This window comes from Segatella baroniae B14 (assembly GCF_022024235.1).
Classification (GTDB): domain Bacteria; phylum Bacteroidota; class Bacteroidia; order Bacteroidales; family Bacteroidaceae; genus Prevotella; species Prevotella bryantii.
The window spans coordinates 1,130,540-1,155,926 of sequence record NZ_CP091799.1 but is presented as its reverse complement, the minus strand read 5'-3'; the positions used below and the strand labels follow the sequence as shown (position 1 = coordinate 1,155,926).

General features: G+C 36.1%; 21 protein-coding genes. 9 read left to right on the top strand and 12 right to left on the bottom strand.

The genetic code is table 11. From position 1 onward, the window contains the following. The first annotated feature begins 183 nt into the window (after positions 1–183). From L6469_RS04915 to L6469_RS04900, 4 genes are all read left to right on the top strand, one after another. Positions 184–1,764: an NAD(P)/FAD-dependent oxidoreductase gene (locus L6469_RS04915; RefSeq protein WP_006283169.1), complete on the top strand. Its 1,581-nt coding sequence runs from the start codon at positions 184–186 to the stop codon at positions 1,762–1,764. A gap of 171 nt (positions 1,765–1,935) precedes the next feature. Beyond that, a complete protein-coding gene (locus tag L6469_RS04910; protein WP_027452870.1) occupies positions 1,936–2,556 on the top strand; it encodes an AAA family ATPase in 621 nt (206 codons plus the stop codon). Between the two features lie 144 nt (positions 2,557–2,700). Beyond that, a complete protein-coding gene (pheT, locus tag L6469_RS04905; protein WP_027452869.1) occupies positions 2,701–5,169 on the top strand; it encodes a phenylalanine--tRNA ligase subunit beta in 2,469 nt (822 codons plus the stop codon). Positions 5,170–5,206: 37 nt separating this feature from the next. Beyond that, the gene (locus L6469_RS04900; protein WP_027452868.1) at positions 5,207–5,944 is read left to right on the top strand and encodes a YebC/PmpR family DNA-binding transcriptional regulator; all 738 of its coding nucleotides are present in this window, start codon (positions 5,207–5,209) and stop codon (positions 5,942–5,944) included. Between the two features lie 91 nt (positions 5,945–6,035). Here L6469_RS04900 and L6469_RS04895 read toward each other — a convergent pair whose 3' ends face one another. Next, positions 6,036–6,638 carry a Crp/Fnr family transcriptional regulator gene (locus L6469_RS04895; RefSeq protein WP_006283175.1) on the bottom strand — a complete coding sequence of 201 codons (603 nt, stop codon included), beginning with the start codon at positions 6,636–6,638 and terminating at the stop codon, positions 6,036–6,038. A 55-nt stretch (positions 6,639–6,693) separates the two neighbouring features. Further along, positions 6,694–8,490: a translation elongation factor 4 gene (gene lepA, locus L6469_RS04890; protein WP_006283176.1), complete on the bottom strand. Its 1,797-nt coding sequence runs from the start codon at positions 8,488–8,490 to the stop codon at positions 6,694–6,696. A 100-nt stretch (positions 8,491–8,590) separates the two neighbouring features. Here lepA and L6469_RS04885 point away from each other — a divergent pair, with 100 nt between their 5' ends. Continuing rightward, complete coding sequence (locus L6469_RS04885; protein WP_050787950.1) at positions 8,591–9,010, top strand: hypothetical protein; 420 nt, start codon at positions 8,591–8,593, stop codon at positions 9,008–9,010. A 59-nt stretch (positions 9,011–9,069) separates the two neighbouring features. On the opposite strand, the gene L6469_RS04880 is transcribed toward L6469_RS04885, so the two are convergent. The 10 genes from L6469_RS04880 to L6469_RS04835 form a co-directional block, all read right to left on the bottom strand. After that, positions 9,070–10,740, bottom strand: a complete 1,671-nt coding sequence (locus L6469_RS04880) for an AMP-binding protein (protein ID WP_006283178.1) — start codon at positions 10,738–10,740, stop codon at positions 9,070–9,072. 46 nt (positions 10,741–10,786) lie between these two features. Continuing rightward, positions 10,787–12,454: an AMP-binding protein gene (locus L6469_RS04875; RefSeq protein ID WP_039870953.1), complete on the bottom strand. Its 1,668-nt coding sequence runs from the start codon at positions 12,452–12,454 to the stop codon at positions 10,787–10,789. Positions 12,455–12,610: 156 nt separating this feature from the next. After that, positions 12,611–13,864, bottom strand: coding sequence for an ABC transporter permease (locus L6469_RS04870; protein ID WP_006283180.1), 1,254 nt, complete (start codon positions 13,862–13,864; stop codon positions 12,611–12,613). Positions 13,865–13,886: 22 nt separating this feature from the next. After that, on the bottom strand, positions 13,887–15,089 hold the full coding sequence (locus L6469_RS04865) for a pyridoxal phosphate-dependent aminotransferase (RefSeq protein WP_006283181.1): 1,203 nt from the start codon (positions 15,087–15,089) through the stop codon (positions 13,887–13,889). Between the two features lie 140 nt (positions 15,090–15,229). Then, entirely contained in the window at positions 15,230–15,904 is a 675-nt protein-coding gene (locus L6469_RS04860) for a YggS family pyridoxal phosphate-dependent enzyme (protein WP_006283182.1), read from the bottom strand. Positions 15,905–15,912: 8 nt separating this feature from the next. Continuing rightward, positions 15,913–16,431, bottom strand: a complete 519-nt coding sequence (locus L6469_RS04855; protein ID WP_006283183.1) for a DUF4494 domain-containing protein — start codon at positions 16,429–16,431, stop codon at positions 15,913–15,915. 14 nt (positions 16,432–16,445) lie between these two features. Next, entirely contained in the window at positions 16,446–18,176 is a 1,731-nt protein-coding gene (locus L6469_RS04850; protein ID WP_006283184.1) for a M6 family metalloprotease domain-containing protein, read from the bottom strand. 16 nt (positions 18,177–18,192) lie between these two features. Further along, a complete protein-coding gene (locus tag L6469_RS04845; RefSeq protein ID WP_006283185.1) occupies positions 18,193–19,005 on the bottom strand; it encodes an EFR1 family ferrodoxin in 813 nt (270 codons plus the stop codon). A 442-nt stretch (positions 19,006–19,447) separates the two neighbouring features. Next, positions 19,448–19,831: a DUF1573 domain-containing protein gene (locus L6469_RS04840; RefSeq protein ID WP_006283186.1), complete on the bottom strand. Its 384-nt coding sequence runs from the start codon at positions 19,829–19,831 to the stop codon at positions 19,448–19,450. 147 nt (positions 19,832–19,978) lie between these two features. After that, positions 19,979–21,106: a glycoside hydrolase family 88 protein gene (locus tag L6469_RS04835; RefSeq protein ID WP_006283187.1), complete on the bottom strand. Its 1,128-nt coding sequence runs from the start codon at positions 21,104–21,106 to the stop codon at positions 19,979–19,981. A gap of 238 nt (positions 21,107–21,344) precedes the next feature. On the opposite strand from L6469_RS04835, the gene aspS reads away from it, so the two are divergent. The 4 genes from aspS (at position 21,345) to L6469_RS04815 (ending at position 25,286) form a co-directional block, all read left to right on the top strand. Further along, on the top strand, positions 21,345–23,105 hold the full coding sequence (gene aspS, locus L6469_RS04830) for an aspartate--tRNA ligase (protein ID WP_006283188.1): 1,761 nt from the start codon (positions 21,345–21,347) through the stop codon (positions 23,103–23,105). 158 nt (positions 23,106–23,263) lie between these two features. Beyond that, complete coding sequence (locus L6469_RS04825; protein ID WP_006283189.1) at positions 23,264–23,533, top strand: winged helix-turn-helix domain-containing protein; 270 nt, start codon at positions 23,264–23,266, stop codon at positions 23,531–23,533. Between the two features lie 65 nt (positions 23,534–23,598). Continuing rightward, positions 23,599–23,940 carry a hypothetical protein gene (locus L6469_RS04820; protein WP_006283190.1) on the top strand — a complete coding sequence of 114 codons (342 nt, stop codon included), beginning with the start codon at positions 23,599–23,601 and terminating at the stop codon, positions 23,938–23,940. A gap of 131 nt (positions 23,941–24,071) precedes the next feature. After that, the gene (locus L6469_RS04815) at positions 24,072–25,286 is read left to right on the top strand and encodes an ISL3 family transposase (RefSeq protein WP_223918687.1); all 1,215 of its coding nucleotides are present in this window, start codon (positions 24,072–24,074) and stop codon (positions 25,284–25,286) included. Positions 25,287–25,387 lie beyond the last annotated feature (101 nt).

The window sequence follows — 25,387 nt, the reverse complement described above, 5'->3', positions numbered from 1 at the left end:
ATCACAGACAACAACCCTTCAGGTGAATAAATAACCTCATATTAATCACTGACCGCAAAGTTATCTATATTTTTTGAGAAGTCCAAACTTCTTTTAAATTTATTTTAAATAGACCGCTTTCTTATGTAGAAAGTGCTGTATTTTGAAAAAAAATGAGTAAGTTTGCGTTTAAAATAAAGTAATATGATTGAAGAATATCAAATTAGAGTGTTGCCTCAGGTTGCAGCTAATGAGGAAAATATTAAGTTATATATCTCTAAAGAGAAGGGATTAGATGTTCGTACTCTGAATCAGGTACGAATTCTTAAAAGAAGTATAGATGCACGTCAGCGTCAAATCTTTGTAAATCTTTCTTTGCGCGTATATATCAATGAGTATCCTCAAGACGATGCTTATGAGCATACAGAATACCCTAATGTTGAGTCGTCGTCACCGGTTATAGTTGTAGGTGAGGGGCCTGGTGGCCTTTTTGCGGCACTTCGTTTGATAGAGTTGGGCTTCCGGCCAATTGTTTTGGAAAGAGGCAAGGATGTACGCAGAAGAAAAGTGGACTTGGCCAAGATAACTAAAACACAGAAAGTTGATGAGGAAAGCAATTATTGTTTTGGAGAAGGCGGAGCCGGCGCTTATTCTGATGGTAAATTGTATACTCGAAGTAAAAAGCGAGGTAATGTAGTAAAAATACTCAATGTCTTTTGTCAGCATGGTGCCTCTACTTCAATATTGTCTGATGCTCATCCTCATATTGGTACAGATAAATTACCTCGTGTAATAGAAAATATGAGAAACACAATCTTGAAGTGTGGTGGTGAAGTTCATTTTGAAACTAAAATGGTGAGACTGATTTTAGAACAGAATGGCGCAGAAAAATCAGTCGTAGGTGTAGAAGCCTTGGATTTAGTTACTCAAGCAGAAAAGATATTTCGTGGCCCTGTTATTTTAGCCACGGGCCATTCTGCTCGAGATGTTTATCGCTATTTGAGTGAAGCAAAAATAGAAATAGAAGCAAAAGGAATTGCTGTTGGTGTAAGGTTAGAACATCCTTCTCTTTTAATCGATCAGATACAATATCATAATAAAAATGGTAGAGGTAAATATCTCCCTGCTGCAGAGTATTCATTTGTAACGCAGGTAGAGGGGCGTGGAGTATATAGCTTTTGTATGTGTCCTGGTGGTTTTGTTATTCCTGCAGCTACTGGACCTCAGCAGTTAGTAACCAATGGTATGAGCCCTGCAAATCGAGGAACTGCATGGTCTAATTCTGGTATGGTGGTTGAAATGCATCCAGAAGATGTGGAGGGAGATGATCCTTTATGTTTAATGCGGTTCCAAGAAAAACTAGAAAAAGACTGTTGGCTACAGGGTAATATGAAGCAGACGGCTCCAGCTCAACGTATGGCAGATTTTGTTAATGGTCGATTGTCATATGATTTGCCAAAATCTAGTTATGCACCAGGGCTTATTTCAAGTCCTCTCCATTTTTGGATGCCTGAATTCGTGGTGAAACGTTTGCAAGAGGGTTTTAAAACTTTCGGAAAACATGCCCATGGATTTCTTACAAATGAGGCCGTAATGATTGCGACAGAAACAAGGACATCTTCTCCTGTCAGAATTTTAAGAGACCGTGAAACTTTAGAACACGTTCGGATTAAAGGACTATTCCCTTGTGGTGAAGGAGCTGGATATGCTGGTGGAATCGTAAGTGCTGGCGTGGATGGAGAACGATGCGCTGAGGCTTGCTCTGCTTATTTAAAAGCGTTATAATCATTAAATATTCTAGTGTAAATGAGGCTCTTTTGTTATAGAAAAACAAAAGAGCCTCATTTTTTGATTTATAAATTATGTGCGATTTTGAAGAAAAAATATATATTAGTACTCTAACTTCCAATATTTTTTACTATATTTACAGCAGTTAACCAATAAAGATACAATGTCATGAATAAAAACGAAAAATTTGTTATAACGATTAATAGAGAGTTTGGCTCAGGTGGCCATGCTATAGGTGAAGAGCTTGCTAGGCAATTAGGTGTTAGATTTATAGACAAACAAATCGTTGAAGCTGTTGCTAATAAATTTAATATAACACCGGAAGAGGCTAGTATTATCGAAAACCGACGTCCTTCGTGGTGGGAAGATTTTGCTCAGTTTTATTCAAACTTCATGAGTATGAATGAATATTTTGTAGATGCTCAAAATATAACTTCTCGTCAGCTATTTTTGGCCCAAAAAGCGGCTATTCGTGAAATTGCTTATCAAGAATCGTGTGTAATTGTCGGAAGGTGCGGATTTGATATTTTCAGAGATGAATCAAATAGTCTGAAATTGTTTATTCATGCACCAAAAGATGTAAGAATTAAGCGGATTATGGAGCGATATAACGTAAATGAAATCAAAGCAAAGGAATTGATAGCTGATAATGATTATACGCGTGAACTGTTTACGAAAACGTTTACAGGATGTAATTGGTATGATGCACGAAATTATGACTTGGCTTTAGATGTGAAAAATTTTGGGGTTCAGGGAGCTGTTGAATTCCTCTTGAACTTTATAGGGTAGCATTTTTTAGAAGAAAATTAATAGATAGATTTATTGTAGGCATAGCTTTAAGCTATGCCTACAATTTCTTAGGTATTTTTTGTATATGTCCCAAAAAAATAGTATTTTTGCAAAGTTTTTGAGTATACAATAAAAATCATTATAATGAAAGTTTCTTATAAATGGCTTAAAGATTATGTCGATTTCGACTTAACCCCACAGGAGACTGCGGACGCGCTGACTTCTACAGGCTTGGAAGTTGACTCACTTGAAGAAGTTCAGTCTATTAAGGGTGGTCTTCAGGGCCTCTTTGTTGGTAAAGTTTTAACTTGTGAAAATCATCCTAATTCAGATCATTTGCATATTACAACTGTAGATCTTGGTAAGGGTGAGCCACAGCAGATAGTGTGTGGCGCTCCAAATGTAGCTGCAGGTCAGAAGGTAATTGTTGCTGACCTTGGATGTGTCTTGTATGATGGAGAAGAAAGCTTTACAATCAAAAAGGGACGTCTTCGTGGTGTAGATAGTTTCGGTATGATTTGTGCAGAAGATGAGATCGGTGTAGGTACATCTCATGATGGAATCATCGTTTTGCCAGAAGATGCAGTTGTAGGTACTCCTGCTGCAGAATATTATCACTTAGAGAGTGACTGGATTATAGAAATAGATATTACCGCTAATCGTGCAGATGCGTTATCTCATTATGGTGTTGCCCGTGATCTTTATGCATGGTTGAAACAGAACGGCTATAAAACTTCTTTGCATCGTCCTGATTGTTCTGCATTTCAGGTTGACAATCAAAATATGCCAATAGATGTCGAGATTGAAAATACGGAGGCATGTAAGCGTTATGCATGTTTAAGCATAGCTGATTGTGAAGTAAAAGAAAGTCCAGATTGGTTAAAAAATAAGCTTTCTGTTATTGGACTGCGACCAATCAACAATATAGTTGATATTACTAATTACGTTATGATGGCTTATGGTCAGCCTATGCATTGCTTTGATGCAGATATGGTCAAAGGTCATAAAATTATTGTTCGTACTCAGCCAGAAGGCACAGAATTTGTTACTCTTGATGGTGAAAAACATATCCTTGGTGAAAGAGATTTGAGCATTTGCAATGCCGAAGAACCTATGTGTATTGCTGGTGTATTTGGTGGCAAGGGTAGTGGTACTTATGAAACAACCAAGAATGTTGTATTAGAGTCTGCATATTTCCACCCAACATGGATTCGTAAGAGTGCCCGTCGTCATGGTTTAAGTACAGATGCTAGTTATCGTTTTGAGCGTGGTATTGATCCTAATGGAGTAATATATGCTTTAAAACAAGCAGCAATTTTGATTAAAGAATTAGCTGGTGGTAAAGTGAGCATGAATATTAAGGATGTATATCCTGAACCGATTGCTGATTTCTCAGTTGATTTGGAATACGATTACGTAGATAAACTTATAGGTAAGGCTATAGGGCATGATACAATTAAGAATATTGTAACTAGCCTAGAAATGAAGATCGTAGAGGAAAGAGATAATGGTCTTAGACTAGATGTCCCTGCTTATCGTGTTGATGTTCAGCGACCATGTGATGTAGTTGAAGATATCTTGCGTATTTATGGTTATAATAATGTTGAAATAGGAACAACATTAAATAGTACATTAACGATTCAGGGGGAAGAAGACCATAAGGCTAAATTAACTAATTTGGTAAGTGAACAGTTAGTTGGATGTGGCTTTAATGAGATTTTAAATAATTCTTTGAGTAAATCTTCTTATTACTCAGATTTAAATATGAATGTCTATACTCAAGATAGCACTGTTAAGGTCATGAATCCATTAAGTTCAGATTTAGGTGTTATGCGTCAGACAATGTTATTCGGAGGTCTGGAGAGTATCGTTCGTAATGTGAATCGTAAACGCCCTAATTTAAAATTTTTTGAGGTAGGAAATACATATATCTATAATAAGGATAAATGGACTGAAGATAGTCCAATTAGCGCTTACGTTCAAGAGAGTCATATAGCTTTGTGGTTGACTGGTAAGCGTGTTCAGGGTAGTTGGGCTCATGCTGATGAAGATTCAACAATCTACGAGATGAAAGCATATGTAGAGAATATTTTCGCTCGTGTTGGTTTGTCTGCAGGTGCTGTCGTTATTAAGGCTAGTGATAATGATATTTTCTCAAAAGGTTTACGTTATGAGAATAGAGGTGGACGTATCCTTGCTGAAGTCGGTGTTTTGAGCTTGAAGATTAAAAAGTTATTTGGCTTACAGAGTGACGTTTATTATGCTGATATTAATTGGGATGCAGTTATGAAGGCTATTCGCAAGAATAAAATTGTGTTCAAGGAAATCAGCAAGTATCCTGCAGTTAGCCGTGACTTGGCTTTGTTAGTAGACAAAAATGTACAATTTTTGGATATAGAAAATATAGCGAAGCAGTGTGAAAAGAAATTATTGAAGTCAGTTGAACTCTTCGATGTGTATGAGGGTAAAAACTTACCTGTGGGTAAGAAGAGCTATGCTGTTAATTTCATACTTCAGGATGATAATAAGACTTTGAATGATAAAGCAATTGATGCTATCATGAAGAAGTTGATTACTCAGTTAACTGGTAAATTGAATGCAGAGTTACGTTAAAATATTGATATACAATAATTTTTAAAATATAATTCCAATGGGAAGAGCATTTGAATATCGTAAAGCGACTAAGTTGAAAAGATGGGGTCATATGGCCCGTACGTTCACGAAATTGGGTAAGGAGATTGCTATTGCTGTTAAGGCTGGTGGTCCAGAACCAGAAAACAATCCTCGTCTCCGTGCTATCATTGCTACTTGTAAGCGTGAAAATATGCCTAAAGACAATATTGTTCGTGCTATCAAAAATGCAATGGGTAAGGATACCAGCGATTACAAGGAAGTTCCATATGAAGGTTATGGCCCTCACGGTATCGCTGTATTTGTTGATACATTGACTGATAATACAACTCGTACAGTTGCTGATGTACGTTCTGTCTTTAATAAGTTTAATGGTAACCTTGGTACACAAGGTTCATTGAGTTTCCTCTTTGATCATAAGTGTGTATTCACTTTTAAGAAGAAGGACGATTTGGATATGGATGAGTTGATTCTTGAGTTGATTGACCTTGGTGTTGATGATGAATTCGATGAGGATGAAGAAGCTCAGGAAATCACGATTTATGGTGAGCCTACAAGTTTTGGTGGCATTCAGAAATATCTCGAAGAGAATGGTTTTGAGATTACTAGTGCTGAATTTACTCGCATTCCTACAGATTTGAAGGATGTTACAGACGAACAGCGTGAGACTATCGATAAGATGGTTGAGAAGCTTGAAGAGTTTGATGATGTACAGAATGTATATACAAATATGAAGCCTGTAGAAGAAGCTGAATAATTAGTTTTCTTTTATAGTAATAAAAAAATGGATGCTAATCAAATGTGATTAGCATCCATTTTTTATTTTGCATTATAGTTACTTTTTTGAATTATTCATCATCTAGTAGTGAAGCTGCTCTAACTCGACTAAGTGTTTCTGGAGTCATTTGTAAATAATTGGCAATATATACTAAAGGGGCACGTAATATTACTTGAGGACTAAGTTTGCACATTTTTTTATATCGATTTTGTGCACTCTCGAATCTTACAAGATCAGCATGTACTTGACTTATGATGAGGCTTTCTTCCAATATTTTTCGATAGAGCATCTGAATATTTGTGTTATGTATAGCCTCTTCTTCTAATCGCTTTTTAGGTAAGCCATACATAAGAGTTGGTTCTAAAGCTTCAACTTGAAGTCGGGTAGGTTCTTCTTTAAAAAGGCTTTCTATACACATAACAATGGTATGATCTTCACCTAAGTGTTCTGTCACTTCTTTTCCATTTTTAAAGTAGAATTGTCGAATGAGTCCTTTTTCTATGTAATATATACTATCACATAAATCACCTTCTTTAAGTATCATATCGCCTTTAGCGAATTTCATAGGAACTAAGATACTTTCTAAGGTATCTAGTTCCTCATGTGTCATTGTACTGTATTTTCTAGCAAGTTCACGAGCGATGTCGCGAGTTGTAGTGGCAATTTCTTTCATTTTTAATCCTCCTTTATGTTAAGGTATATTTTGTCAATCTTGAGTATTAGAAAAACTAGTCGTCAAGTTTCAATACTGCTAGGAATGCCTTCTGTGGAACTTCAACATTTCCAATTTGTTTCATTCTTTTCTTGCCTTTTTTCTGTTTTTCAAGCAACTTACGTTTACGGCTGACGTCACCTCCATAACATTTTGCTGTTACATCTTTACGGACCTGTTTCACAGTTTCACGAGCAACAATTTTGGCACCAATGGCGGCTTGAATAGCAATATCAAACTGCTGTCTTGGTATCAAATCTTTCAATTTTTCACACATTCTTCGACCAAGGGTTGTTGCATTGTCTGTGTGTGTAAGTGTAGATAGTGCATCGACAGGTTCTCCATTCAAAAGAATATCCAATTTTGCTAGTTTGGATGGTCTGAAACTATCAATATGATAGTCAAATGAAGCATATCCCTTACTAATGCTTTTTAGTTTGTCGTAAAAATCAATAACGATTTCTCCTAAAGGAATTAGAAACGTCAGTTCTACACGGTTACCTGTTGTATAAGTTTGATTAATCAATTCACCTCGTTTGTCTAGGCATAATTTCATAATCGGTCCAATGAAATCTGCTTTTGTAATGATGCTAGCACGTATATATGGTTCTTCAATATGATCAATCATGGTTGGGTCTGGTAGTCCAGAAGGGTTATGTACTTCTTTTGCATTACCTTGTTTATCATATACCATATATGATACGTTAGGTACTGTTGTTATGACGTCCATATTAAATTCTCTATCCAAACGTTCTTGGATAATTTCCATATGGAGCAACCCCAAAAAGCCACATCTAAATCCAAATCCAAGAGCAACAGAACTTTCAGGTGAGAATGTTAGAGAAGCATCATTGAGTTGAAGTTTTTCCAATGAAGCCCTTAAATTCTCATAATCAGAAGGGTCAATAGGGTATACTCCAGCAAACACCATAGGTTTAACTTCTTGGAATCCTTCGATAGCTTTTTCACATGGATTGGTGACTTGAGTAATGGTATCACCTACTTTTACTTCGCGTGCATTCTTGATACCGCTAATAATATAGCCTACTTCACCACATGATAGCTCTTTACGTGGTATCATGTCCATCTTTAATACGCCTATTTCATCTGCATCATAGTCCATGCCTGTATTAAAGAATTTAACATGATCACCAGAATGAAGTGTTCCATTTACTATCTTAAAGTAGGCAATAATACCTCTAAAAGAATTATAGACAGAATCGAATATTAATGCCTGAAGAGGAGCGTTTGGATTTCCAGTTGGGCTAGGTATTCGGGTTACTACAGCTTCAAGAATTTCATCTATTCCTTCTCCAGTCTTTCCTGAACAACGAAGTACATCTTCTGGCGCACAACCTAACAAGTCAACAATTTCGTCTTCTACTTCATCAGGCATAGCTGATGGCATATCTATTTTATTCATGACAGGGATAATTTCTAAGTCATGTTCGATAGCCATATATAGATTTGAAATGGTTTGAGCTTGTACACCTTGTGAAGCATCTACTACGAGAATCGCTCCTTCGCAAGCCGCAATACTACGGGAAACCTCATAAGAAAAGTCTACGTGTCCCGGAGTATCGATAAGATTAAGAATATAGGTTTGTCCATCGTTAGCCTTATATTCCATTTGAATGGCATGACTTTTAATTGTTATGCCTCTTTCTTTCTCCAAGTCCATATCGTCAAGCATTTGACCTTCTGTAATCTGGATAGTCTTCGTCTTCTCTAAAAGACGATCGGCTATGGTTGATTTACCATGGTCAATGTGAGCGATAATGCAAAAGTTTCTTATTTGATTGATATTCTCCATTAATAAATATTGCCTATTTTAATGCAAAGATAGCAAAAAGATTTTACTTAAATAATGAGTCTTACAAATTTTTCTTATTTTTGCAGTATAAAATGAAGCTATGATCAGGAAATATTTATTTTTATTTACAGTTTTAGTAGCTTTTCCATCCTTGTTCTTTCTTTTTGTTGGGTGTAGGAAGAGTATTGAGGATAGGGCAGTGGAAGAGGCTGCTTTATATACTAAGAGATTTTGTCCTACTCCTTATCGAGAAGATTCTCGTATGGATAGTGTAACATTTGATAAAGAAACTCACACTTATACTTATTATTATACTTTTAGAAATAAGTTAGATGATAAGGTTATGCTAGGTAAGAATCATAAAGGCATAAGAGAAGCGTTGCGTAAAAATTTAATGAATGATACTGGAGTTAAAATTTATAAGGATTATGGATTTAAGTTTCGTTATTTAGCTCGCTCACTTCGTAATGGTGATATCATTCTTGATGAGACGTTTACAAAGCGTCAATACGTTATTTGATTCTGCATAGAAAAAGGATATAGTTAAACTTAACTATATCCTTTTTTATGTTTAAATAATTATTTTTGATACAGATAACGTTTTATACTGCGCTTTGGTGTCTTTTCAAATTCTTCATCATGGATGCGAATTTCAGAAACTTTACTGTAATTTGGCATCATTGAATTGAGCTGAATTCTGTCTTCCTCCATAATGTTTTTGATATCTTCGGAGGTAAAGTTCATGGCTTTGGCTTCATCAAAGTCGGGGTGAACTAAGCCTATCAATTTTTCTCCTTCCTGAATGACAACACTTTCGTTTACTAGAGCAAGTGAATTGAGTTTATCTTCTATTTCTTCAGGATATATATTTTGGCCGTTAGAACCTAAAAGCATATTTTTGCTACGTCCACGAATAAAGACATTACCATCACCATCCATAGTACCTAAGTCTCCTGTATGATACCACCCATCTTTATCTATAACTTGTGCAGTAGCTTCTTCATTTTTATAGTAGCCAAGCATGACATTTGGGCCTTTTGTTAAAATCTCCCCAGCAATATTTTCAGGATCCTTACTGTCTATTTTAACCTTCATGTGAAGAGCTGCTCGTCCGCAACTACCTTTTACGAAAGTAGAGTAGTCGGCATAACAAATAATAGGTGCGCATTCTGTTGCGCCATATCCTACGGTATAATTAAACTTGATTTGCTTGAGGAAACTTTCTATTTCTTGATTAAAGGCTGCTCCACCAAGAATGATTTCATAAAATCGTCCACCAAAAGCTTTTGTAACCTGTTCGCAAATTTTTTCCTTTACTTTTCCACTAATTACAGGCATGTGGAGCAACATACGCATTTTATTATTCTGTATCTTAGGAAATACCTTTTTGCGGATAATTTTCTCGATAATCATTGGTACTGCAATAATTATCTTAGGCTGGATGCTTCCAAAAGCTTCTGCAATAATTGCAGGACTAGGTATTCGAGTGAGGTAATAAATATGGCAGCCTTTTATGAATTCAAAAATAAATTCGAAAGCCATACCATACATGTGAGCCATAGGTAATATACTAATAACAGGGTCACCTTGCTTGAGTTGTTTACCTAGTACGGATTCTGCAAAATCAGCATTGCTCCAAAGTGCTCTGTAAGGAATCATAACTCCCTTTGAAAATCCGGTAGTACCGCTTGTATAGTTAATTAAAGCTAGCTCATCAGGATTTTGTTCTTTATAATAGTTAATATGCTCTTTGCGGAAATATTTTGGGTATTTATGTCCAAATATTTCGTTCAGGTGTTCACGTGCATATGTTAGTTTATCAGTTCGTGATATCACTAACGAGTAGTCTGGAATATATATGATACCTTCTAGGCCAGGCATTTTGGTTGCATCAATCTGCGTGGCTACAACATCACCAACAAAAAGCAGTTTTGCGTCGCTATGATTAACGATATTGTGAATTTGTTCTGGTGTAAATTCGTGGAGAATTGGTACTGCTATTGCGCCATATGTTAATGTTGCCAAAAATGCTGCTCCCCAACTTGCGCTATTTCGCCCACAGAGAGCTATTTTATCACCCTTTTGCACACCACTATTTTCAAACATGATGTGTAATTTCTCTATTTTTCTCGCTACGTCGTGATATTGTAGTGTTACGCCTTTATAATCTGTTAAAGCATCCATATCCCAATGGTCTATGATACTCTTTTCTATCATGGCGTTAAAACTTGGAATGTTTATATTTTCCATATATTTTTATCTCTTTTGTTCACTATGTTGGTGATACGATAGGGAATTATAGTGTATCTTGATATAAATATCGTTTTATACTCTTTTTAGGAGTCTTCTGAAATTCTTCACCATGAAGGCGTATATTTGATATTTTACAGAAAGGAGGCAACATTTTGTTCAATTGTTGTCTGTTTTCTTCCATAATGTTTATTAGGTCATCATCTGTGAATCCCATAAGTTTTGCTTCTTCCATATCTGGGTGAACTAAACCTACTAGCTGATCATCTTTTTGAAGAATGATACTTTCATTTACCATAGCCATAGAGTTAAGTTTATTTTCGATTTCTTCTGGATAAATATTTTGGCCATTTGAGCCAAGAAGCATATTTTTGATTCTTCCACGAATAAATACATGGCCATCTTCGTTCATAGTGGCTAAATCACCAGAATGATACCATCCATCTTTGTCAAGAGCTGCTTTTGTAGCTTCTTGATTTTTATAATAGCCTTGCATCACGTTTAATCCTCTTGTGAGAAGTTCTCCTGGTATGTTTGTTGGGTCTTCACTATTAATTTTAACCTCCATATGGTCTACTGGTCTACCACAGCTACCTGAAACAAAATCATGCCAATCGCTGAATGTAATTAGTGGCGCGGTCTCTGTTGTACCATAACCTACTGTTATAGGGTAGTGGATGCTCTTAAGGAATTGTTCAATTTCAGGATTTAGACTTGCTCCACCTACAATGATTTCATAGGCATTACCTCCAAATTCTTCTTTAACAAGTTCCAGTATTTTTTCGTTAATTTTCTTTTTCACCACAGGCATGTTCATTAGCAGTCGCATGCGATTGGTCTGTATTTTAGGGAAAATCTTTTTTCTGACAATTTTGTCCACTATAAGCGGTACAGAGATGATGATGGCTGGATGGATAGCTTGGAAGGCTTCATGGATGACTGTAGGACTAGGGAGTCGTGTGAGAAAGTATATATGATTTCCAGCTATAAACTCAAATAAAAATTCGAATGCCAAGCCAAACATATGAGCCATTGGAAGTATAGACAAAACATTGCAATTTTTAGGAAGATGAGTTCCTACATGGTTCATCAAATAATCTATGTTACTCCAAAGGGTGCGATAAGGTAACATTACGCCCTTTGAAAAACCTGTTGTACCACTAGTGTAGTTGATTAATGCTAATTCTTCAGCTTCATCGACATGATAATGCACGTGTTCAGCACGAAAATATTTTGGGTATTTCTCACCAAACATAGCATTTAGATGTTCTCGAGCATAGTTCAGGCTCTCTGAACGTGATTTAATGATAGAAAAATCTGGCAAATAGATAACACCTTGTAGATTAGGCATTTCTTCTGGATCAATTTGCGTAGCTACAACATCGCCAACATAGAGAAGTTTCGCTTCACTATGATTTACTATATTATGAATTTGCTCTGCTTTGAATTCATGTTGAATAGGAACGACAACAGCTCCATAAGTAATTGTAGAAAGATACAATACTGCCCAATTTGCACTATTTCTTCCGCATAACGCAATTTTGTCACCTTTTTGAATACCGATATTCTCAAAAATGATATGCGTCTTTTCTATTTTGCGGGCAACATCGTGAAATTGAAGTGTTTTACCTTTGAAGTCTGTCAAGGCATCTCTGTTCCAATTATCTTTAATGCTTTTTTCAATTAATGAATTAAAGCTAGGTATATGTTCCATTGCACAAAAAAATATTTTGTGTGCAAAGGTAATCCTTCTTTGGCACATTTCCAAAAAATATGTGCAATTTTTTTTCTAAATCGGAAAAAAAGCCGATTTTAGGAGAAAAATCGAAAAGTGTAAATAGTATTCTTATACTGCGGAATAGTAAAAAGTCTATTCGTAATGCATACTTTTAGCAGGGTTAATCTTGCTGATTACATAGCTTGGAGCTATAAGGATGAAGGTGCATATTAGCATAGTTGCTATATTGATAAGTACGATATATAGCCAATTAAACTCTACTGGAACAGTACTTACATAGTATGTTTGAGGATCTAATTTGATTAGGCTTGTGTATTGCTGTAGCACAATGAGTCCCAAACCAATGATATTACCTATCAGTAAGCCTCTTCCTATAATAAAAACAGACATCCATAAAAATGTATGGCGAATGGTCTTGTTTCTTGCGCCGAGTGCTTTTAGTATACCTATCATATTGGTACGTTCTAAAATGATGATAAGTAGTCCTGATATCATTGTTATTCCGGCTACAGCTAGCATGAGACCAAGAATAACCCAAACATTTAAATCCATCAATCCCAACCAAGCAAATATTTGAGGATTTATTTCCTTGATAGTGGAGCTAGAATATGTTTCTCCATAATGGTCAACGGTTTTGTTTACTTTACCAATAATACGATTGGCAACAATTGGTAATTGTTCGAAATTCTCAACTTGTAATTCTGCACCGCTAACTTGGTCATCTTCCCAACCATTTAATTTTCTTGCTGTGTATAGGTCACAGAAACACATTATCTGATCGTATTTCTTAAGGTTAGTTTCGTAGATGCCACAGATTGTAAAGCGACGTGCTCTAACACCATTATTATCAATAAAATATGCAAAAATCTTTTGATTGGATTTGAGATTCAATTTATCTGCCATAGTTTTAGACACTAAAATCTTGTTATGGCTCGCTTTATCGTCAAAGTGGGGGATAGTACCCTCTATCATACTATTAGCAATAAATGTTGAATCCCATTCAGGTCCTACACCTTTAAAGTTTACTCCTAGAAAGTCATTATTAGTTTTGAGTAATCCTTGCTTGTAAGCAAATCTTTGTACATGCTTGATTCCACTGATGTGTTTAAGAACATTCATCATAGAATCATTCATCGCTACAGGATACTGTTCCGTACCCTGGCTTTGCAAACTAAGAAAATTACCAACTTGTATATGACTACCAAATCCTATAACTTTATCGCGTATTGTATGTTTAAATCCGAGGACAACACAAACTGAAATAATCATTACTGCCAAACCAATAGCAACACCTGCTGTTGCAATGTGAATAGCAGGTCGTGATACTTTACGTTTGTCACCTTTATCAAGGAATATTTTTCTCGCTAAAAATAATGATAAGTTCATTTCTATTGTTGTCCTCTATAATTTATTCATTTACTCGGCCTGGATACGCTTCCAAAGCCTTGCCTAAAATAAATAAGGCACGTTGTAAATCTTTCTTTTTGAGTACGTAGGCCATACGAACCTGATTAAAACCAGCGCCAGGTGTAGTGTAAAAACCTGCTGCAGGTGCCATCATAATTGTTTCTCCTTCATAGCTAAATTTCTCTAAACACCAGCGGCAGAATTTTTCAGCATCGTCTACAGGAAGTTTAGCTACTGTATAAAATGCGCCCATAGGAATTGGAGAGTAAACTCCCGGAATTCTGTTTAGACCATCAATCAGGCATTTTCTGCGTTCTACATATTCATCATAGACTTCACGATAGTATTCTTCGGGAGCATTAAGTGATGCTTCTGCTACTATCTGACCTATTAAAGGTGGAGATAAGCGTGCCTGGCAGAATTTCATGACAGCCTGTTTGACTTCTGGATTTTTGGTAATTAAAGCGCCTACTCGAATACCACATTCAGAGTAGCGTTTTGATACAGAGTCAATAAGTATTGCATTATTCTCAATACCTTCTAAATGCATACAAGAAATATATGGCGATCCTGTATAGATATATTCGCGATAAACCTCATCGGAAAATAGATATAAATCATATTTTTTTACCAAATCTCTTATTTGGTTCATTTCGCGTCGGGTATAGAGATAACCTGTAGGATTGTTTGGATTACATATCATGATAGCGCGAGTGCGCTCATTAATCAATTCTTCAAATTTCTCAACTTTTGGTAATGCAAACCCCTCATCAATGCTTGTTGCAATGGTGCGAATTTTAGCTCCTGCAGAAATGGCAAATGCCATATAGTTAGCATAAGCAGGTTCTGGTACAATGATTTCGTCTCCAGGATTAAGACAACTCATGAAGGCAAAAAGCACAGCCTCACTACCCCCTGAAGTGATGATAATATCATCAGGTGCTACATTGATATTGAATTTCTTATAGTAGTTTACCAATTTCTTTCGATAGCTAAGATAGCCTTGAGATGGTGAATACTCTAATACTTTGCGGTCAATGTTCTTAAGAGCATCAAGGCCACATTGTGGAGTAGGCAGGTCTGGCTGTCCGATATTTAAATGATAAACTTTTATACCGCGTTCTTTAGCAGCGTTTGCCAATGGTGCCAATTTTCTGATAGGCGATTCTGGCATTTCTATTCCGCGTACTGATATTTCTGGCATATCTTTTTTCGGTTATTTTTAATTATCAGTTGGCAAAGGTATTAAAAAAAAAAAATACAGTCGAATAAAATCAAGTTTTTCTCATTATAAAAACAAAAAGAGTAGCTCTGAAGCTACTCTTTGATATTAATATGCATATTTTAGTAAATTCTTGGTCCAAATATGAACGTGCCAACACGAACCATGGTGGATTGGTGCTTAATGGCTAGTTGGTAATCATTACTCATACCCCAACTTCGTTCACAGAAATGATTATCATTAGTAAAATACTTTTGCTTTATTTCATCAAAGAATTTAGCTGCGATATCAAATTCCTTTTCAATAAGCTGAGTATCATCTGTATTACTTGCCATCATCATGAGTCCGCAGATCTGTACGTGTTCCAGTTCTTTCCATGTTCCTTCGGCTAGTAGGTTTCGACAGTCATCTAGGGTGAGTCCGTATTTGGTTTCTTCTTCTGCTATATGTAGCTCCAAAAGCACGTTGATGATCCTGTCATGTTTGGCAGCTTGCTTGTTGATCTCTTTTAATAATTTAAAAGAATCTACGGCTTCTATCATGGATATATAGGGCGCAATATATTTTACTTTGTTTGTTTGTAAGTGTCCTATAAAGTGCCATTCTATATCTTTTGGAAGGCTTTCTACTTTCTTGGCTAATTCTTGTTCGTGACTTTCACCGAAGATGCGTTGTCCTTCTTGATAGGCTGCTTCGATATATTCATTAGGATGATATTTACTGATAGCAACGAGGCGCACGTCCTGAGGCAGGTTGTCAAGCACCTCGTGCAAATTCTTTGCTACGTCTGTTTGCATATTTTATTTTATTCTGCTACTTGTTCAGTAGTATTGTTTTGTTCAAATTCTGGTACATCGTTCACTTCTTCTTTTTTCTTAGGAGCATGATGTTCAAACACATCCATAATCTGTGTTTCCTGAATGCTTGATGTAATGTAGTCAATCATTGTACCCCCCATAACCTCATCAATATTCTTGATGGCTCCATTGACAGAATTAGCCTGAACTAGATAAGTTACAGTTGATTTCTTTTCTTTTTCTGTTTTCTCGTCGATGGTGATAAACTGTAGCTTGGCTTTGTACCATTTATCGTCAGCATCAGCATCGCTAAAAAATATTTCGCCATAAGTTGCATGCTTTATATCTGTGATGTCCATTTCGCCACTGATATATACAGACATCTCATCTATAATGCTGCTTTCTGCTTCGGTAAAGCTCAGAGCGTCAACTACATATTGTTCTGTAACTTTCTTCTGCATACCGTCTTCCATCATTTTCTCATAACGGATCTTGGTTTCAAACCATGTGGATGTTCTTGTTCTCATCTTGTTATTTCTGTTTATTTTATAATAATCTTTTGTCTGTTAAGAATATAAATTCCTGGTTTTAACTTGATATCTCCATATTTACCTAGGTATCTTCCATCAATTGTGTAGATTTTATTGTCTACTACATTATTTTCGATAATATCATAGTTTACTTGATCTATTCCGGTAGAGATATTTTCTTTTAAGTAGTTAAATGTGAGAGTGCCATTAGCGTTCTCTGTTATCTTATACATGGGATTGCTGATAACCACTCCGTCGTTTAGTGCTATACTGCTTATTTGAGTAACTTTATTTGTGCCAGGAAAAGGATCACCAGCCATACTTATATAGTAATTCGTTTGGTCTTTAGCGTAAAATGATATGAGTTCGCCGTCTGCTGGTAATATGGTTAATCTTGGTTTGTATCCTCTATTAGGAAAATCAAAGATATTTACAGTGTCTTCATAATCTACTAAATATACAAGCATACCATGTCCTGGCATATTCGTATATAAACCTGTTTTTTGTATATTTTGGATGATAGCATATTGTTTGGCATTCTCATCTTGTTGTATCTTGTAGGCCTCTGTATTTGGTTGTAGGGTTATGATTGAGGTGTCGTTCTTGAGGTAAGAGATATTTTGCCATCCCATAACTTCTTTTTCCCAGGGTGTGTATGGGGTAGGAGAGTATCCTGTACCATTATGATTGTATTCACCACCATCCATCAGGTCCCAATACTCTAGTCCTGGCTTACTTTCACTTTCTGAATACATATCTGGTAATCCAAGAGCATGTGAAAACTCATGAACGAAAATACCTAGGCCATTTATGCAGTAGGTAGGTACATTTGGAAAATGCTCTCTAAATCCAGGATAAAAATTCAATTCATTGCTTAGGCCATACAATTTGATATTTTTATTATCGCATGTTAGATTACTTGTCGTTGTAATTTTGGGATAGATGTCGTTCTTATTGTTAGAGTTACTTTGAGAATATCCTGCACATATCAAAAAAACAAGATCCACGTCGCCATCATTATTGGAATCATATTGTGAAAAGTCAATTTGATTGTCTACTTGTTGGCAGGCTTCTTTTAGTAGAGTGCTTTCTTCAGAATTGCTATAATAGCTTATGCTACTAGATACTGTAATGGGACCAATAACGTCGAATTCTGGTGAGTATTGCCCGTTACTAACATTTTCGAAATAGCCTTTGACACTAGTACTATTTTTTGTATTCCAGTTGCCAAAGTCTGTTAGTTGATTTGTGCTGTTTAAATATTCATCGAAAGCTTCTAGGGGCTGGTTTATACGGAATACTGTATCTTGGAAGTTTACGAGTATGACAAGGGCTTTTGGACATCCTAAATGTGGAAAATATTTGATGTTAGAAATGCCATTTCCTATATTCGATTTAGCCAAAACTGATGATAGATTTGGCTTATTGAAGGATACTTGCTTTTGTTTCGCAATAAGTTCCTTTTCCTTGCTATTTCTGTCTTCAGAATTATGAGCTAACAGAGTTGAGGCAGAAATATTTCCTAGTTCATCTATTTCTGCTATATAGTAACTATCTTTTTGTTGGCATACTATAACTCCATCTAGAGTAGTAGTCCAGTGAAAATGCTCATCTCCATGACCTTGAATAATCAGAATTGTACCATCTTTCTGCATTACTTTCACAGGTGTCGGATTAACTTTAGCTGCAGAGACTTGAATTGTTGTTAGTATGCTTAATAGTAAAAATATAATTTTTCCCATTTTATTGAGATTTAGTCTATTTGAAGAAATATTGTCCTTTGTTCTGTGTCATTTTTCCCCAATCTATTGCGTGTTTAGGACAGTGATGAAAACATGCAAAACAGGTTAGGCATTGTTGATTGTGTTTCCAAGTAGGAGTTTTTCCATGTCCACCTTCGATATTGTGAACTGGACAAGCATTAGTGCAAATGCCACATCTGATGCATTTGTTTACATCCACTTTGAAATATTTATCAGTTACCAAAACATGTTTGAAAATGCCTCCAAGTACTTTGGAATATAGCCATGGAGTGGGACCTTTTACTAATGAAAAATGCCCTTTTTGTCGCTTTATGATAGCTTCTGCTATGGATTGAAGCTGTAGTTTGGCATTATTATATTTTTTTTGCTGATTTTCAGTAGTATCAATGTTCATTCCTGGTAATCCTATATATGATTCTGGCATGATGATATTAAAGGCGGCATCAACTTCCTGGATATATAATGCATTGAGGGATGAATTGTGCTTGATATCTTTGTGGAGATAATTAAGCGTTTGACCGATTTCATCCCCAGCAGTCAGTAGAACGAAACAGTAGGGCTTAATTCCTTTTTTGCTATTTCTATCAGAGATATCAATAGTGAGTCGTGCTATGAATTGATCTATGATTTTTGGAGTTCTCCATCCATGAACAGGAAAAATAAAACCAATTGATTCATCTTCGCTTAAGGGATATGTACAGTCGCCCTGAAGAGCATCTGTAATATTAATGAGACGTTCTCTGGTCTTAGCAGCAAGTTGGATAGCTACCCATCGACTATTGCCTGTAGCAGAAAAGTAAAAAATCATATTTGTAGGATGTTTTGTATGCAAAGGTAATTATAAAAAATGAGAAAATGTCATAATAGAATGTGATATATGGTTGTGGTGAACAAAAAAAAATCTAATTATTTTGTTTTATACGAAAATATAATTATCTTTGCGATTGAATAAATTAAAAAAGAAATAATGGATACTTTATTCTACTATTAAGTTGGAATTTAGTAAAATCTGTGTGATTAGCACTTTTCTTGATTTTTTAAGTCTTTGATTTTAGTAGAAATATTCAATTGCTGAATAGGTCTTTAGTGAGATTGAAGACTATGGACTATGAGATACAAACAAATTTTCTTTTTATACTTGAGTTAATTTTATACGAAAGGCATGACGAGCTGTGAAGCTGGCCATGCCTGTTTGTTTATTTATAATCTTTTATGGTATAGTAGAAAATACTTGTTATATAATCTTTTGATTACTTTTTCTCTGTCATATTTCCTTCAATATACAAACGAGTCATTTCTACCTTTCCATTAGTTCTAACGGTAATGGTCTTCTTAAAATGGCCAGGAAATTTCCCTTTACCATTATAAGTTACGCTGATTGTACCTTTTTGTCCTGGCATTATAGGCTGTTTTGTGTAGTTAGGTACAGTACATCCGCAACTAGCTATGGCTTGGTTTATAACTAAAGGTTTGTCACCTATATTTGTGAAAGTGAAAGTCGCCTTTTGTACAGGGTTTGACTCTTCAAAGTTTCCGAAATTATTCGTTAACTTGTCAAATTTGATTTCAGCTTGTGCATATGTTGATAAAATACTTACCATCATCATCAACATTGCTAAAAATATCTTCTTCATTTTATTCATTGATATAATTAATTTCAAAATTTTGACGCAAAAATACAGAGTAAGTTTAGTATAACGATAAAAATTTGCAATGTTTAACTAATAAATGATTATAAAAAAAGGTCAGATGACAATCTGACCTTTTATAAATAATTATTTTTATTTACTTGATATCAATAACTTGTAATATTCAGTTGCACCAAGTAAAAAGCATCCTGTGCCATAGTCCTCAAAATCAGGTACCTTTGTATAGGATAGAGGTTGACCTGCAGAAGGGTCTTTGCCTGTGCCTTGAACCCATCCTAAAAAGCCATCTGTGTGAACGCAGTCTTTTTCGAGTGCATTCCAAGCTTTATCTGCTGCCGGGCGATAGAGTTTTGCTTTTAGAAAACCTTTTTGGATGCCCCAACTCATGCCATAAAGAAAGAGAGCTGTACCTGTAAGTTCTTTGCCTCCAAAAGTAGTTGGGCTGACAAGACTTACATTCCAAAATCCATCTTCACGTTGACATTTTAAAATTCCAGTGCTCATAGCTACGAAATCTTTTTTTAATTCTTTATAATATGGGTCTTTTGGATCAAGTTCTTTCATTACTCTGACTAATGCTGCATAAACCCATCCGTCACCACGACTCCAGTAACAATCATTACCGTCAGCTTCTTTATAAGGGGGAACATAGTCAGCATCTCGATACCATAGCCCTGTCTTAGTGTTGAAAAGACCATCTCCACATTCGTTTCGACTCCATCTGTATGCTTTCATAGCATAGTCCATGTATTTGCGGTCTCCAGTTACTTTGTACATCTTGGCATATAGAGGCATAGCCATCTGGATAGCGTCAATCCATGTCCAATAATTAAGTCTTCCTGAAGCTATCTGCAAATCCATGTTTTTAATCATATTCTCAATCATGAATTTGTTTTTCTTGCCCGTCTGGACATAGCGATCTATATATGTTTGTCCACAACATTGATCGTCAGCATCCGTAGTTTTTACGCCGTTTCTTGGACCCCATTTGTGAAAATTAGCCCATGTATCGGTATAGTCTATATATTTCTGGTTGCTATCGATGCTGTAGAGGTCCATAAGACCTTCATAATATACCGCACGAGTCCATAAATTACTTGGACGAATTTTTTTAACAAAAGTAGGAGTTGTAGGGTCGGCGTATTTTGCCATAAAGTAAGCGTTTGCTTTCTGAGCTGTAGCAAGAACTTCTTGAGCATTCTGTGCAAAAGAAGAGGTCGCTACTAATGCTAGAAGGCCTAAAATAAATGTCTTTTTCATTATCTTTTTATCAGGTTTTTGAGATATTGTAATTATGGTTATGGCAAACTTACTACTTTTTTCTCAAAATCCAAAGTCTGATGGCAAAAATTATAGAAGTAAGCAGAAATCAAAGAATATTGCAGAGTAGTCAATAGTATAAGCTCTATATTTCTATGATTTTAATCATTATATTTTTTGTGTTTCAATATTTTTGCTGTAACTTTGCATTTCAAAGAATATTATAATAATACTAAATATGTATAGATCAAATACGTGTGGAGAGTTGCGACTCTCTGATGCCGGTAAAAATGTAACTTTAGCTGGCTGGGTACAACGTTCACGTAAGATGGGTGGTATGACATTTATCGACCTGCGTGATCGCTATGGTATTACACAACTTGTATTTAATGAAGCTGACGACAAAGCTCTTTGTGAGGAGGCTAATAAATTGGGTCGTGAGTTTTGTATCCAAGTCAAGGGTATCGTTAGTGAGCGTCAGAGTAAAAATAACAAGATTTCTACAGGTGATATTGAGATTATCGCCAAGGAACTTCAAGTATTGTCACCATCTCTCACTCCTCCTTTTACTATTGAAGATGAAACTGATGGCGGCGATGACCTTCGAATGAAATATCGTTATCTTGATATACGTCGTAATGCCGTTCGTAAGAATTTGGAACTTCGTCATCGTATGACTATCCTTATTCGTAATTTCCTTGATAGTAAGCAGTTCATGGAGATTGAGACACCTGTTCTTATCGGTTCTACTCCAGAGGGTGCACGCGACTTTGTCGTTCCATCTCGTATGAATCCAGGACAGTTCTATGCATTACCACAGAGTCCGCAGACTTTGAAGCAGTTGCTGATGGTAGCTGGTATCGATCGCTATTTCCAGATTGCGAAGTGCTTCCGTGATGAGGACCTTCGTGCTGATCGTCAGCCTGAGTTTACTCAGATAGACTGTGAGATGAGTTTTGTAGATCAGGATGATGTTATTAACCTCTTTGAAGATATGGCTCGTCATCTTTTCAAAGAAATTCGTGGCGTCGATATACCAAAGATGCAGCAGATGACTTGGCAAGAGGCTATGAAGAAATATGGTAGTGATAAACCTGATCTTCGTTTTGGTATGGAGTTCGTAGAACTCATGGATGTACTGAAGCTTGGTAAATTTGGTGTATTTGATGAGGCTGCTTATATTGGTGGTATATGTGTACCTGGTTGTGCTAATTATACTCGCAAGCAACTTGATCAGCTTACAGACTTTGTAAAAAGTCAGCAGGTAGGTGCTAAAGGGCTTGTGTATATTAAGTATAATGAAGACGGTTCTGTAAAGAGTTCTATTGATAAGTTCTATACGACAGATGATCTTGCTAAGGTAAAAGAAGCGATGGGTGCTAATAATGGTGACCTTGTATTGATTTTGTCTGGTGATAAACCAAATAAGACTCGTACACAGCTTTGCTCACTTCGTCTAGAAATGGGTAATCGTTTAGGCTTAATGGATAAAAATGTTTTCAAGTGTTTGTGGATTGTTGACTTCCCTCTCTTTGAGTGGAGTGATGAGGAACAACGCCTGATGGCAACACATCATCCTTTTACAATGCCTAATCCTGATGATATTCCATTGCTTGATGAGCATCCTGAACAGGTGAGAGCTAAGGCATATGATTTTGTATGTAATGGTATTGAAGTCGGTGGTGGTAGTTTGCGAATCCATGATACTAAGTTGCAAGAAAAAATGTTTGAGGTACTTGGTTTTACACCAGAACGTGCTGAAGCTCAATTTGGTTTCTTGATGAATGCTTTCAAGTATGGAGCTCCACCACATGCAGGCCTTGCCTTCGGACTTGATCGTTTTGTAAGTATTCTTGCAGGTCTTGATAGCATCCGTGATTGCATCGCATTCCCTAAAAATAATTCAGGACGTGATGTAATGCTTGATGCTCCATCTGCATTGGATATGAAACAACTTGATGAATTGCAGATTAAGGTTGACTTACATCAAGAAAAGTAACATATAACTTGACAAAATGCCCTTTTTAGGCTAATTCTTGTTGCAGATTGCTTTTTATTTGTTATTTTTGCGGTAGATTTTTTTTATTAGTGAGATATCCTTGATGCTTATGCATCAGTATGAAGGAATACTCTAAAATTTAAATTATTTACTAAAATATGGCAGAAAAGAAATCAACTAAGACAGCTGTAACCAAAGCAGCTCCAAAGAAAACAGCAAAGAAAACAACATTGATTCTCAATGCAGAAAATGTAGGTTTTAAAGCTGGTGATGTTTATCAGGCACTTGCTGCAGCTGAGAATCCATTGGCAGTAGCAGATATCGCTAAGGCAGCTAATATTAGCAAAGAAGAGGCTTTACTAGGTATTGGTTGGCTTTTTAAAGAAGGAAAAATTAAAGACGAAGATAATAAGATTGTTCTCGCCTAAATTTTAAAGAACGATAAGAAAGCCGTGAGCATAATGTAGCTTGCGGCTTTTTTAATTATTTATATATGCACGAATACGATAGAGAAATATTTAAGGTACTTTCTGAGGCAGGAGAGCAGGGATTAAAGACAGAGAAAATAGCACACCATGTTTTTAATGCTTGTAATTCTATTTTTAATCCAGTTGATTATTCTTCACTTCATGTGTATGTGACGCATTTTTTGATTTCTCACTCACGTAGTGTTGATTCTATTATCGAAAAAACTGATAGGGGAGTCTATCGTATTAATAATATGGTGAAAGAAAGTCAGCAACTTATGTTCGATTTCACTGATGAAACACCTCCTAAGACAGATGTACAAGACGAAAAAAATGATGAAGCAGATTTTTCTTTAAGTTTGTTTTAGTTTTTACTTTTTCTGATTTCTACTTTTGTAATATATATATGGTTCATCAGACAAATGACGTGATGTTAAATTGAATTGAAAAGAAATAGCTGGAAAATTCATATCTTTGTAGCGACCAAACTATAAATGACATGATAAATTCCAGCTTCCTGTTTTTCGCATTCGGCATCAATGGATTCCAATGCAACAGTTTCAGCCACAAAGATAGCCAAATAGTTTTGAATATCCAAAAGCGAATGGACAAAATGCGCTGTCCATGTTGTAAGAGTCGTCATATTATTCGTAATGGTTATGTATGGCGCGACTTCAAGACTGTCCCGATAGGTCATATTCCAGTAGTCCTTCATACAAAGATTCAACGTATAAAGTGCAAGGATTGCGGTTGTGACATGCAGGAGGAGATCCACTTTGCTCATGGTAAGCGCACCTATACTGCTCGTTTGGAGAACCTTGTAGTGGACCTGCTTGATATTGCAACCATCAAATCGGTGGCAGAATACCTCCATCTGACATGGGATACTGTAAAGGACATTCATAAACGTCGTCTGAAATCCAGGTATGGTAATCCGAACATACGGAATGTAAAGAGCATAGGAATAGATGAGTTCGCAGTACGTAAAGGACATGTATACAAGACTATTGTCGTGGATTTGGAGACAGGCAGGATTATATATGTGGGAGACGGTAAGGGTGTAGATGCCCTGAAAGGTTTCTGGCGCAAGGTAGACCATTATGGGGTTGTCATTGAGCATATAGCTACAGATTTATCAAAGGCCTTCATTGCTTCTGTGATGGAACATGCACCGCTTGCCGTACATGTGTTTGACCATTTCCATGTTGTAAAGCTCATGAATGATGCGATAGACAAACTTAGAAGCAGGATGTACCATGAGGAGAAGGATCTCAATAGACGGAAGGTCATAAAGGGTATGAGATGGCTGTTGCTCTGTAATGGTAAGGACATCTATGATGACAAACACAAGGAGAGACTTGAGAATGCCCTAGCCATGAACAAACCTCTTGCACAGGCGTACTATTTAAAGGAGAGCATGAGGGAAATATGGATGCAAGTCACTAAAACTCATGCAGAATCTTTCCTAGACGAATGGATCAGACAAGCCAGGAGTACTAAAGTATCACTGATAGAAAAGGTGGCAAATACTATTGCTGCATATCGATCCGGCATCCTAGCATGGTACGACTGTCACATATCTACTGCTAAAGTCGAAGGTATCAATAATAAGATCAAAGTACTCAAAAGAAATGCATACGGATTCAGGGATGATAAGTACTTTGAACTTAGACTCTATGCCTTACACGACAGACGCATCACGTCATTTGTCTGATGAACCATATATATCATTAAGCTGCTATTTGTATATGAGTTCATCTAGGAAAAATAATGTAGTTTTTTCGGAATGAGATATTCTAAATAGTACTATTTGTA